General features: G+C 35.9%; 9 protein-coding genes, 2 tRNA genes and 1 pseudogene. 10 read left to right on the top strand and 2 right to left on the bottom strand.

Going from position 1 to position 13,455, the window contains the following annotated elements; genetic code table 11:
- Positions 1-77 precede the first annotated feature (77 nt).
- Both SST111_RS04905 and SST111_RS04910 read left to right on the top strand, forming a co-directional pair.
- A tRNA-Asn gene (locus tag SST111_RS04905) sits at positions 78-150 on the top strand.
- 22 nt (positions 151-172) lie between these two features.
- A tRNA-Glu gene (locus SST111_RS04910) sits at positions 173-244 on the top strand.
- 173 nt (positions 245-417) lie between these two features.
- On the opposite strand, the gene SST111_RS04915 is transcribed toward SST111_RS04910, so the two are convergent.
- Positions 418-570 carry a DUF4368 domain-containing protein gene (locus SST111_RS04915; protein ID WP_257211410.1) on the bottom strand — a complete coding sequence of 51 codons (153 nt, stop codon included), beginning with the start codon at positions 568-570 and terminating at the stop codon, positions 418-420.
- Between the two features lie 601 nt (positions 571-1,171).
- Between SST111_RS04915 and SST111_RS04920 the strand changes: the two genes are divergently transcribed.
- The 7 genes from SST111_RS04920 to recG all read left to right on the top strand — a co-directional run bounded on the left by SST111_RS04920 (position 1,172) and on the right by recG (position 10,910).
- Positions 1,172-1,381, top strand: coding sequence for a helix-turn-helix domain-containing protein (locus tag SST111_RS04920; RefSeq protein WP_041785926.1), 210 nt, complete (start codon positions 1,172-1,174; stop codon positions 1,379-1,381).
- A complete protein-coding gene (locus tag SST111_RS04925; protein ID WP_099810229.1) occupies positions 1,381-3,882 on the top strand; it encodes a DNA cytosine methyltransferase in 2,502 nt (833 codons plus the stop codon). The genes SST111_RS04920 and SST111_RS04925 overlap by 1 nt, the downstream gene beginning before the upstream one ends.
- Before the next feature lie 16 nt (positions 3,883-3,898).
- Positions 3,899-4,405, top strand: a complete 507-nt coding sequence (locus SST111_RS04930; protein WP_099810230.1) for a hypothetical protein — start codon at positions 3,899-3,901, stop codon at positions 4,403-4,405.
- Positions 4,402-5,655, top strand: a complete 1,254-nt coding sequence (locus SST111_RS04935) for a fibronectin type III domain-containing protein (protein ID WP_099810231.1) — start codon at positions 4,402-4,404, stop codon at positions 5,653-5,655. Before SST111_RS04930 ends, SST111_RS04935 begins: the two co-directional genes overlap by 4 nt.
- A gap of 9 nt (positions 5,656-5,664) precedes the next feature.
- Positions 5,665-6,594 (top strand): HamA C-terminal domain-containing protein, encoded by a 930-nt coding sequence (locus SST111_RS04940; RefSeq protein WP_099810232.1) that lies wholly within the window; start codon positions 5,665-5,667, stop codon positions 6,592-6,594.
- Complete coding sequence (locus SST111_RS04945) at positions 6,595-8,655, top strand: DEAD/DEAH box helicase (RefSeq protein ID WP_099810233.1); 2,061 nt, start codon at positions 6,595-6,597, stop codon at positions 8,653-8,655. It begins immediately after the preceding gene.
- Between the two features lie 236 nt (positions 8,656-8,891).
- Positions 8,892-10,910: an ATP-dependent DNA helicase RecG gene (recG, locus tag SST111_RS04950; RefSeq protein WP_099810234.1), complete on the top strand. Its 2,019-nt coding sequence runs from the start codon at positions 8,892-8,894 to the stop codon at positions 10,908-10,910.
- Positions 10,911-10,973: 63 nt separating this feature from the next.
- On the opposite strand, the gene SST111_RS04955 is transcribed toward recG, so the two are convergent.
- Entirely contained in the window at positions 10,974-11,933 is a 960-nt protein-coding gene (locus tag SST111_RS04955; RefSeq protein ID WP_024401521.1) for an asparaginase, read from the bottom strand.
- A gap of 69 nt (positions 11,934-12,002) precedes the next feature.
- Here SST111_RS04955 and SST111_RS12380 point away from each other — a divergent pair.
- A pseudogene (locus SST111_RS12380) lies at positions 12,003-13,368 on the top strand (Cof-type HAD-IIB family hydrolase).
- The last annotated feature ends 87 nt before the right edge of the window (positions 13,369-13,455 follow it).

Below are 13,455 nucleotides of genomic sequence, written 5' to 3' on the forward strand. Positions count from 1 at the left end.
ACACAGCAGTTAAGCCCTAGAACGCCTGAAGTAGTTGGGGGTTGCCCCCTGTTAGATACGGTAGTCGCTTAGCATATTCCGCCATAGCTCAGTTGGTAGAGCGCATGACTGTTAATCATGATGTCACAGGTTCGAGCCCTGTTGGCGGAGTAAAGAGAAATCTTTAGTATATGGTCCGTTGGTCAAGGGGTTAAGACACCGCCTTTTCACGGCGGTAACACGGGTTCGAATCCCGTACGGACTATATTTGGAGGCTGTTTAGGTCTCTTTTTTGTTTTTTGAGGTGAAGGGGCTTTAATTTGGCTCCTTTTTCTTTTCTTGTTACTTTGTCTATTCATTGTTTGTTGATATAATGTCCACACCTCACCGAGCAGTCCGTTAGTTATTATTTTACGAGCGAGTTTTAGTTCGCTCGTTTTATAGTTCTCCAATAAATCGGTAATGCAGTTCAATAGTGACTTGACGGTTTTTGCCACGTCCAGTTGGTTGGTGGATGACGATTTTATCAATAAGTTCATTCACTAGCTGTGTTGTCAAGTTCTTTAGTTTGCCTTCGTATTTTAGATTCATCTCGCCCGTCCATTATTGAAGGTTATAGGGAGCTTATATAGTGGCAAAGTACCTTGACCGCCCTAACATAACCCTGAATAGATAATAAGTCGCCTGATAAAACACCTCAGAAGCGGCGATGGCACACCAACAAAATCTCACTCGAAGCGAATGGCGATGGGAATAGAAATAAAGAATGAAACTTTTATCAACTTGCGAGAATTTCCTGAAAGCTATCGACAATACACTTCCTCTATAGTATTATTCATACAGGTTTCGCAGTGAAACCAAAACGGAGCCCCAAGTAATCCTGAAACTCCGTATATCTAGAGTAGTCTGCCCAATTTAGTTAATTATTACGTTGATAGAGTATCCCAACCTCAATTTAAATAGGTTGGTGTAATGATTTGGGCACTGGCATACCCCCTCAGTAGATGGCTGAGGGTTTTTCATTTTAACTTTTCCATAAAAATCTCCTTTTGAGTCAGATTAATGCTCTCAGAGGATAACTCGATTGAGAGAAAGAGTCAAGAGGTTTTTGTTTGGTTTTATTTTAGGAAATACATACTAGATGTGTTATAATAAAGTAAAGACAACCTTTAAGAAAGTAAATGTTAAGATTATGCCGATAACCTACAATAAACTTTGGAAATTGCTGATAGATAAAAGTATGACAAAAACTGACCTTAAAAATATAACAGGAATGAATTCAGCTACTCTTGCAAATATGGGAAAAAATAAGTTTATTAGCTTGAGAATGATTGACAAAATTTGTAAAGAACTGGATTGTCAAATTGAGGATGTTATTGAATTTGTGCGAGAGGAAAAGTAATGATAAAAAATAAACCAACTTATATTAGTCTGTTTTCATCTGCTGGAGTTGGATGTTATGGTTTCAAATTGGAGAATTTTGAATGTATTGCGACCAACGAGATTGTGGAGCGTCGGTTGGCTATTCAGAAAAATAATCAGAAATGTCAATTTGAGACAGGGTATATTTCTGGTGATATCAAGGAAAGCAATACAAAACAAAGAATTTACAATGAGATTAAGAGGTGGAAGAATTTGGGCAACGACCGAGTGGATGTTGTTGTTGCCACTCCACCATGTCAGGGAATGAGTGTTGCAAATCATAAGAAAAAGGTTGACGAAATCAATCGAAATAGTCTGGTCAATGAGAGTGTTGAAATTGTAAAAACGATTAAGCCAAGATTCTTTGTTTTTGAAAATGTTGCAGCATTTTGGAAAACAGGATGTCTTTCAAAGAGTGGAGAGGTTATGGCGATTGGAGATATGATTGCCGAGGAATTAGGAAATGACTATATTTTCGAGCATCGTATTCTCAACTTTAAAAACTACGGCTCTAATTCTTCACGACCACGGACGCTAGTTATTGGTGTTGACAAACAATTAGCTAATCAAGTTGTTCCAAGTGAGTTGTTCCCAGACTATGTAGAAGAAAAATCACTCTTTGATATTATTGGAGATATGGAAGAGTTAGAGTGGGGGCAGTATAGTCCTCGTGATTTTTACCATAGTTTTAGGACATACCCTGAACATATGCGTTCTTGGATTCATGATGTTGAACAGGGGAAGAGTGCTTTTGATAATGAAGATGATATCAAAAAACCACATAAAATTGTTGATGGTAAACTAGTTGTTAATCAGGCTAAAAACTCAGACAAATATACTCGTCAAGTTTATGATAAAGTGGCTGCCTGTATTCATACTCGAAACGACCAAATGGCTAGTCAAAATACCGTACACCCGATCCAAGACCGTGTGTTTTCTATTCGAGAGTTAATGAAGTTAATGACAATTCCTGACCAATTTAGGTGGATTGATAAGGAGCTAGATGAACTAAATAATCTCACTTATGAAGAAAAGCGGAAGCTATCTAAAAAGGAAGAGATGAATATTCGTCAGAGTATTGGTGAAGCGGTGCCTACGGTCATTTTTCAAAGTATTGCTAAAAAAATAAACGACTTTCTGAGTAAGGTTTCTCTTTCGGAGACTGATGTCAAAAAGTTAATTAGCGATGAGGGGTTAGATAATTTTGAATCTTTAAAGTCATTCGTACTGGAAAATAGAGATAAATATTCGCTCTCAACATTGTCTTCAATTATTGAATTAGCTAATTCTAAACGCCAAAACAATTCAGCCTATTTTACAAATAAATTCATTATTCAGGAGATTTTAGAAGATCTCCCTGATTTTGAAAACAGTAGTATTTCAATAATAGAACCATCAGTGGGTTCAGGTAACTTTTTGCCCTTTATCTTCCACAAATACGCCGACAAACAAATCACCTTGACCGTTGTTGATGTCGATAAAGATGTTCTTGAATTGTTGAAGTTACTTTACGATAATAATACACCGTCAAATGTTCAGATTACCTATATTCATTCTGACTATATGACTTTTGAGCATGATAGGGTTGATTTAATCATCGGAAATCCTCCCTTTACAAAGTTAAATTCCAAAGAAACCGCACTCTATAAAAAACATAACTTTAATGATGCAACAACCAATCTAGCGGAATTTATCCTTGAAAAAGCCGTTCGTTCTGCTGATTATGTTTCGATGATTATGCCTAAAAATATACTAAACACCCCTGAATATTATAAAACGCGATTGTTTTTAGAGGAACACGATGTTTATGGCATTGTGGATTTTGGGGAAAAGGGTTTCAAAGGTGTTTTAGTTGAGACGATAAATTTAGCGATTAAGACTATTAAAGATAAAACAGATAGTGTAAAAGTTAGATCACTTACTAAAAATATAACCTACCAGCAGAGTAAGAACTATATTTTTTCAAAAGACCTTCCATACTGGGTGATTTATCGTAATGCTCGGTTTGATGATGTGTTTGCCAAGATGGATTTTGGAATTTTCGATGTCTTTAGAGATAGGCAAATCACAAATTCAAATTCCGAGTTACAACTAAATAATAACGATGATATTCGAGTTTTGAAATCTCGAAATATTAGTGACGATGGTAAAAAGATTATTGAGATACCAAACTATGATGCTTATATTTCTCAAAAAAACGTAAGCAAAATGGCTACATTTAAGTATCTGAATGATGAAACAGTATATCTAACTCCCAATATGAGTTATAAACCGAGGGTTATGAAAAAACCAACTGGTGTCGTAACAAATGGCTCGCTGGCAATCCTTATTCCTAAGAAGAATGTTTCATTAACAGAACGGCAGCGGTCATATTTTTCAACAAAAGAATACAGAGAATTTTACCAGATTGCCAGAAATTATCAAACACGTTCATTGAATATCGACAAAACGAGTAGCTATTGGTTTGGAGCTTTGAAATAATAAAAGGAGAGATTAAATGAGAATTGATTTTAGCACAAACAATCCACGCTGGGGAATTTCAGGGATTTCTTTTGCAACTCTGGAGGAGTATGTTTATGTATTAGGTTTTTTGTCTAATATTCGTCATTATCAGAGTTATGGTGGCTCACCCCATACGACCTATGATAAATCTATAGAAATGCTAATAGAGGGGAACTATGTTGATGGTGCATGGGCGAAAGAGTGTCGCATTCATTATCTTAAAGATGAGTCAAGTTTAAGAAATTTGTCTCAATCTTTAAGTGATGCCAGCTCTGCGGGTCGTCCCACTCATGGAATTGTAGCGAGAATAAACTCGAATGAATTTATTAACCATCTAATTTCAGATTATAGATTTGATGTTTCGCAAACGGGTCGTTATAGTGAATATATCACTCCTCCCTTAAAAGAGTTTGTTCAAGAAATTTTGGAAAATTTGCTGTTAAATGAGGGGGAGGATGTTGGTAAATTTTTAACGATATTTAATGAGGGCTTTGCTCTATGACTATTGAACAATTTTTATCACAATTTGATTATGATGTTCGCAAAACTAATGATGCTCGTTGGATAGACCAGAAATGTACTTATGATGTGCTCTCAATTATTGCAGACTGTATATTAGAATTTGTAGGAGAAGATACGACCAAAGAATTTACCGTTTCTGATATTTGGCATAACGATTACACTAGGGATAATGTTTTAGAAATTTTTACTAAGCCTGATACCGAATCTAAAAAGGCGAGTAATGAATATGATAAATATTTTGGACAGCCTATTAAGTTATTTGGATACAGTCATATCCTAAATGTACGAAAATCAGGAACTCGTTATTTTTATCGGGTTAATAATGTTGAATTGTTAGAGTATATTGCACTTCGTCCAACTAATGCTCTAAATTTTCTTTTCTTATATATTCAAAAAGTTCTATTAGATAGTGGATTTTATTCTGAGTTTGAAATATTCTTTGAGCAACAAACTAGAGATTCATACAAGCGACTTCGTGATACATTTATTCAGTTTACTACTACTAACACCCCAATAAATGGTGATGTCGAGTGCGGACGAATTTTCACTAAAATATTGAATCCACTTGCTTTCAAGCTAAAGAAACAAGGAACTATTCGAGGGATGATTTCTAAAAATCGAATCACTCTAAATGATTTGCAGTATAATCGAGTAAATTGGCGAGATGAATCATCTGGCAAAGAAAAGACTGAAACGAGGGCAGATCATAGTTTGACTGCTGAGCAACGTCAAGCTAAAGCTCTTGCTAAGTATGCGGTTGATAAAGCTAAACGTCAAGTTAGACGGTTTAATGATAAATGGTTTAACGGAGTCTCTGAAATTCATCAGACTACGGAACTTGTTAAAGCAACTCAAGCACACCATATCTTTCCGCAATCAGAATTTCCTGAAATTGCTAATTACTTAGAAAACCTTATTATGATTACACCAAATCAGCATTTTAGTCTGGCTCATCCGAACAACCAGACTATCTATATCGATAGGGATTTTCAATATATTTGTTTATTGGCGAAAGCATCTCGAATTATGGTAAATCTAACCTCTTCGTCAGAACCTAATTTTTATGACTTTAATGATTATCGATTTGTTTTAAATACTGGCTTAAAAACAGATGAATTTGATTTGATTGGTGATTTAGATTTCGCTTCTGTCGTTGATAAAATTGATATTCATTATAGCGACTGCTCTAAGTATGATTATTTAGTGGTTGATAATAAACCAATTTTTTAAAGGGGTATTATGGTAGCATACAACACAGAGTATTTTCTAGAAGAAACAGATGACAAGACGCACTGTTTTTATATTTCATTCGACTTGGGTGATGATGGAGAAATTTATCAAAAAATCGATGACTGGTCGGAAGAGATTTTTGACGACATTGCAAATTTTGCACTCGGAAAATCAAAAGTATTAGAACTTTCAAAAGATTCCCCTCGAAAAGCACATAGAGAGGGGAGAAGATTACTCTATAATATTGATGAAATAAAAAATGCGAACGAATACTACTTAGGTCAGCAATATTCAAAGGAAGATGATAAATATATGAAAAGAGGTGAATTTGGTGAGTTAATTCTATATCATTTACTGGATAGAAAACTGAACAAGCCTCAATTGATATCTAAATTATATTTCAAAGACTCCTTTAATGCGGTAGTTCACGGATTTGACGCTGTACACTATGATACACAGAATAATGACCTCTGGTTGGGTGAGAGTAAGTTTTATAAAGATAAAAATTCTGCTTTAAGAGAGCTTTCAAAAGATTTGCACAACCATTTTAATATTGATTTTTTTAATCAAGAATTCGCAATAATAAGTAATAGGTTCAGTGATTTAAGCATTGATAATGATGCTATAAAGCAGTTAATTGACCCCAATACAAAATTTCTTTCAAAATTAATTAAGATAAATGCGTGTTTTTTTGCATTATTTGACAGCAACATTTTGAAATCTTTTGAGTTCGAAGAAGATTCGGATAAAGTTTCGGGAAAATTTGAGGAAAAATTAAAAGAGTCAATGAAGCAGACGCGTAGTTATTTTGATAAACAGATATCTAACTTTCAGAATAAAGAACGACTAAAAATTCATTTACTACTATTTCCAGTTACAAGCAAAAATGAGTTAGTTCGGAAGTTGCATTATAAACTTAAGAAAGAAAGTGAGGCTTAATTGGATAAACAACTACAAGACTTTAATCTAGGCTTTTTAATAGCAAGAGATATTTCAGAAAGTCAAGATTATCACAAACTGATTGAAGTTCTTGAAAGATGGGATTCTGTCCATGATACATTAAAACCTGTTTTTGTAGATTTAATCGAGTCATTTGGATTTTATCCATACTTAAATGACGAAAAGTTATCTAGTTTGAATTTATCAGCTAAGTACAGGAATGAATTTCATAAATCAAATATTTCGATAGGCGGAGATGAAAAAATACGATTCCACTCCGAACAGAAAAGAATCGAAGAGATTATATCTAAAAAGCAGAATATCATTCTTTCAGCTCCGACTAGTTTTGGAAAAAGTTTATTAATTGAAGAATTTATCTCTCGAAAAATTTATAAAAATATCATTATTATTCAGCCGACATTAGCTTTAATTGATGAGACGCGAAAAAAATTAAGAAAATATACTGCTTACAATATAGTTGTAAATACGAAACAGGAGTTGAGTGATAATAATATTTTTATCTTAACGAGCGAAAGAGTGTTAGAACTTTTTCCAAAGATTTCTGAAATTAAGATAGACCTTTTCGTGATAGATGAATTTTACAAAATATCGAATTCGAAATCGGATGAACGCGTTAGTCAGCTAAATATTGCATTCTATAAGATAATGCAGATAAACTCTCCGCAATTATTACTACTCACACCAAATGTAGACGACATAAGTAGTGACTTTTTGAACAAATACAATATAAAATTTATTTCTACAGAATATAGTCTGGTAAATCAAAACATTACTCATATTGAATACTCTGGCAAAGATTCAGATAAGAAAGAGAAACTATTTGAGTTATTAAAATCAATACCAGATCAGACCATAGTTTATGTGCGTTCTCCGAAACGAGCAGAGGAACTGTCTCTAGAATATATAACACGTATCACAAAGATAGGGGTGGAGTTGCCTATAATTCAATGGATTGATGAGAATGTTTCAGAAGAGTGGAACTTGAAAACAATATTAAATCATGGTATAGGAATGCATAATGGACAATTTCCCAGACATATTGTTAATTCTCAACTGGATTACTTTAACCAAGGAAAGCTTAACGTTATTTTTGCGACAACATCATTAATTGAGGGGGTTAATACTGCAGCTAAGAATATAGTTATATTTGATATGAAAAAATCGAATAAACCGTTGTCTTATTTTGATTTTAATAATATCAAGGGTCGTGCAGGACGTATGATGCAACATTATTCTGGAAATATTTTTTATTTTGACACTCCTCCTTTAAAGACTTTGGAAAAAGTGGATATTCCACTTATTGAACAAAAGGACAATTTACAGAGCGAAGTATTAATTAATCTAGAAAGCACGGACGTAAAAGATAATCTTAAAGAGAGATACGATACAATAAAATCGAGTGTTTCGGAAGAACTGTGGACTATTTTTAGGGAAAATTATTATGATGTGGAGTCTCAAAAACAACTATATAATTATCTTATTCAAAACCCTAATTTATTAACTGACTTATCGTGGAATAACCACTCTCCATCTTATGATACTTTATTGCAAACGATGAAAGCTATTTCGCATGGTTTAGATAATGTTAACAATAATAGCTATAAGCATATCGCACTTAAGGCTAATAAAATTTCGAAAGGGAATATTAAAGATGTAATTGATAGTGAAGTACAGTACCAATTAGATAAAGCCGATAATGAAGACTTACATAAAGTATATAATAAAGCAATTTTTGACATATTTAAGTTTGTCAGAACTGAGGCGAAATTTAAAATTCCTAAGAAAATGTCAGTTTTACAGAGTATAGTAAATTATATTCTGGAAGATAAAAAAGCTGATTACTCGTCATTTATAGCCAAGCTAGAAAACGAAGGAGTCGGTGGCTCAAAAAGCATTCTATTAGATTATGGAGTTCCGTCTACCGCAATCAAAAAAATTCGCACAAATTTAGGTTCGACTGAAATAATTGATTATATAAAAAATAATTTAGATAGCTTGAATTTTACTAATTATGAAAGAGAGATAGTTGAGAAACTATAAAAATACGTCGTAAAATTTGGCGTATTTTTTGTAAATGAAAATCTGAAGAATAATATTTTTAGACTGCTAACTGTACTTTTTAGGGGGGCTTAGCTGAAAAAGATTGAAGAAAATCACCAAAATAGACTTTTTCTTCAATCTGAATCACGAGAAATGATCGTGATTTTCTGTTTAGGTGTAGGGGTTATAGACTTTGATATATTGGACTGCTGTCTGAGCTGTGCTATAATAGAGATATGAAAAAACTATGTGATGAATTATCGGTTTTGCCAGGGATTGGTCCAAAATCGGCTGAAAAATTCTTAAAAATTAACATTCAGAATATTAATGATTTGCTGACTTACTATCCATTTAGATATGAAGATTTTGAGAGTAAGTCTATTTATGATTTGCAGGATGGGGAGAAGGCGGTGGTAGTTGGGGAGGTGGTATCTCCGGCTAATGTACAGTATTATGGTTACAAAAGAAATAGACTCCGTTTTTCAATGAAACAGGGTGAGGTTGTCTTGGCAGTTTCGTTTTTTAATCAGCCTTATTTAGCAGATAAGATTGTTTTGGGGCAGGATATTGCAGTTTGGGGAAAGTGGGATAAGGCTAAGGCAAGTTTGACAGGAATGAAAATTTTGGCTCAAGTATCAGATGAGCTCCAACCTGTCTATCATGTGGCGCAAGGGATTTCGCAAGTAAATTTGGTTAAGGCTATTAAAACAGCTATTGATCAGGGATATTTGCATTTATTAGAGGAGAACTTGCCATCAGTTTTACGAGAGCGCTATCGGTTAATGAATCGCCGAGAGGCGGTTTTTGCGATGCATTTTCCGACAAATTTAGAAGAGTATAGACAAGCTTTGCGACGTATGAAGTTTGAGGAATTATTTTATTTTCAATTACAGTTGCAAATGCTGAAAGCCAACAATCGTGATATTTCGAATGGTTTGAAGATTGCCTATGATGCTGATAGATTGGCTATGCAAATAAGACAATTGCCGTTTGTCTTAACGGATGCTCAGTCTGGGGCTTTGGCTGAAATACTATCAGATATGAAGTCCTATGGGCATATGAATCGTTTGTTACAAGGGGATGTTGGATCAGGAAAGACAGTAGTTGCTGGATTGGCTATGTTTGCTGCTGTGACTGCGGGGATGCAGGCTGCAATTATGGTGCCGACAGAAATTTTGGCTGAGCAACACTTTGAGAGTTTGCGCCAGCTTTTTCCAGAACTTTCTATTGCTCTTTTGACAGGGGGAATGAAGGTTGTGGAGCGTCGTACTGCTTTAGAGGCGATTTCTAGTGGTCAGGTAGACATCATTGTAGGAACTCATGCTCTTATCCAGGAAAGTGTGACCTACCATAAGCTTGGTTTGGTTGTGACGGATGAGCAACATCGTTTTGGTGTTAAACAGCGCCGTCTGTTTCGTGAGAAGGGTGATAATCCGAATGTGCTTATGATGACTGCTACACCTATTCCTCGGACGTTAGCCATTACAGCTTTTGGAGATATGGATGTATCGATTATTAATCAGTTACCTGCTGGTCGAAAGCCAATTATCACTCGCTGGGTCAAACATCAACAGCTGCCCACGGTCTTAGATTGGTTGGAGAAGGAGCTTAAGAGTAGTGCTCAGGTTTATTTTATCTCTCCGCTGATTGAAGAATCTGAGGCTCTAGATTTAAAGAATGCTGTAGATCTGCAATCTGATTTACAGGCGCATTTTGGAGAGCAAGTTACAGTGGATTTGTTACACGGTAAGATGAAGAATGACGAGAAAGACGCCATCATGCAGGCTTTTAAGGAGCGAAAAACGAATATTTTGGTTTCTACCACTGTTATTGAAGTCGGAGTCAATGTGCCCAATGCAACGGTGATGGTTATTATGGATGCAGATCGTTTTGGTTTGAGCCAATTACATCAGTTGAGAGGGCGTGTAGGACGTGGTCATAAGCAGTCTTATGCAGTGTTAGTTGCTAATCCTAAAACAGAGTCTGGTAAGGAACGCATGAAAATTATGACAGAGACGACAGATGGTTTTATTTTGGCTGAAGCAGACTTAAAAATGCGTGGGTCTGGAGAAATATTTGGAACTCGTCAATCAGGTTTGCCAGAATTTCAGGTTGCAAATATTATCGAGGACTATCCGATTTTAGAGGAAGCAAGACGAGTTGCTAGTCAGATTGTTAGCGTGGAAAATTGGCAGGAGGACCCTAATTGGTCGATTTTGCTTGCTAATTTGAAAGATCGAGAGGAATTGGACTAGTCATATAAAAAAGGCCAACACACCTGTGTTGGTCTTTTGACATATTGTATAGTTCGTCAGCGATTAACCTTGGATGTAATCTGCCAAGCTTTGCTCTTCCAAGCCTGCATTGAGAGCGATAAGGAGTTTGAGCCGGGCTTTTTGAGCATTCAATTCTTTAACAAATAGAATGCCGTCTTGCTCCAGTTGGATGCCACCTCCTTGGTAGGCATAGACAGGCTCAGCAATTCCGTTAAAACAGCGAGATACCAGAATAATGGGTATCTTTTGATCAAGGAGTTTCTTAATGGCTGGAAGGATGGTAGGTGGAAGATTTCCGGCGCCGAGTGCTTCAATGACTAAACCGGAAATTGAGCTTGCAGTGAGAGAATCAAGGAGAATGGAGTCCATATCTGCATAAGCTTTTATGATTGGGACCGTTCCTGTAACTGTTGATAAGTCAAATCGAACACGTGGTTCAGCAGTTTTAAAATAGAGAATCTCTCGTTTGGTGACTAATCCCAGTGGTCCATGGGTTGGTGTTTGAAAGGTTGAGACATTGGTGGTATGGGTTTTTGTAACATATTTAGCAGCATGAATTTCATCGTTCATGACCACTAGAACACCTTTATCTGCGGATTTAGCATCAGCAGCCACACGTAGGGCTGTTCGGTAGTTATAAATCCCGTCGCTACCTAGTTCATTTGAGGAACGCATGGCTCCGGTCAATACAATTGGTTTTTCTGGAATAGCCATTGTATCAAGGAAATAGGCAGTTTCTTCTAAAGTATCTGTGCCATGTGTAATGACAAAACCATCGAAGTTCATTTGTTCTTCTTTAATTTTTTGGTATAGAGTCATCATGTGTTCTAAGCGAATGTGTGGACTTGGAACATTGAGAAAATCCAAGGATGTCACTTGAATTTCTTCTAGTGGGCTATCAATTTGGGTCATTGGATTGATTTTACTCGATGCAACTTCACCCTGATGATTGGCTTGCATAGAAATGGTTCCACCTGTATGCAGTACTAGAATTTTTTTCATAAATTTTCAGTTTCTTTCAAAGTGTGATATACTAATTGTAACATAATTCTTAGAAAGTAGGTGAGTTGGTTGACGATAAAGGCTGTATTTTTCGATATTGATGGTACCTTATTGACCGACAATCGTATGGTTAGTAGTTCAACTATTCTCGCCATTAATGCTTTGAAAGAGAAAGGGATTTTAGTTGGTCTAGCTACAGGACGTGACCCTCGTTTTGTTTTGCAGTATATGGCTAGTTTAGGGCTAGATTTGGTCATTGCTTATAATGGTCAATATATTTTTTCAAGAGAAGAAGTTATTTATAGTCAGAGTTTAGAGCCAAAGCAAATTGAACAAATTATGGAGTATGCGCAAACTCACCACAAGGATTTATCTTTTGGAACTGCTAAAGGCATATTTGGTAGTAAAATTATGAGTGCTGGAACGGGAAATTTTGCCTATCGTGTGACGCGTATGATTCCGGAGTCCTGGGCTGGAATCATAAATTTTATTTTCAATCGTTTGGTACGTTGGATTAGTCCTCAACAGGAAACGAATTTGAAAGGTTTTCTCTTTCAACCAATCTATCAGCTGATGTTGCTGACGACGGAAAGGGAGACACAATCATTGGAGATGCTCTTTTCGGACTTGTCTTTTACGCGTTCGAGTCCCTATGCGACTGATATTATCAGTAAGGGAAATTCAAAATTATCGGGTATTGTAAAGGTTGCAGATCGATATGGTTTTGAGTTAGATGAAGTTATGGTATTCGGGGATTCTAATAATGATTTTGAAATGTTGAATGAAATTCAGCACTCGGTAGCGATGGGAAATGGGACGAAAAAGGTTAAACAAGCTGCTTCCTTTGTTACGGATACAAATAATCGTGATGGGATTTATAAGGCATTAATTCATTTTGGTGTGATTGAGGGATAAGATGTTTCAGAGCAAGGACGATAATTTTAATAGGGTAAAGGATTTTCATTTTTTAATGGATGGTGAAACCCAAGAACTTCCCAGTGTGTATGATGGACAGACGGCTTTGCATCGCGCTGGTTTTAAATTGGAGGAGTTGGTAGAATTTCTACATGCAGCTTCAGAATCTGAAGTTGAGTTTCATGATTTTATTCAACAACTTCATCAGGATTTAGATACTGCTGCTGCTAAGGTATCTGGCAAGAGAGGTTTCGGGGTTTCGATGCAGGATCAGGTAGATGCTTTGCTGGATATTCTTTATTTTACATATGGTTCGTTTGTTTTGATGGGGGTTGATCCAGAACCAATTTTTCAGATAGTCCATACTGCAAATATGGGGAAAACATTTCCAGATGGGAAGGCCCATTTTGATCCAATTACCCATAAAATTTTAAAACCTGATGATTGGGAAGAACGGTTTGCGCCGGAGGAAAAGATTCAGGAAGAGCTGAAAAGACAGCTGAAAAGACTTGATTCGTAAATCAAGTCTTTTGGTTATGGCTTCGAGCCAGTTTTTCTCGTAGAGAAAAACAAGAAAACCACCAGCTATGCTGGTGGCTGCCAAGGC

It is taken from the genome of Streptococcus suis YS161 (assembly GCF_002760245.1).
Lineage (GTDB): Bacteria > Bacillota > Bacilli > Lactobacillales > Streptococcaceae > Streptococcus > Streptococcus suis_I.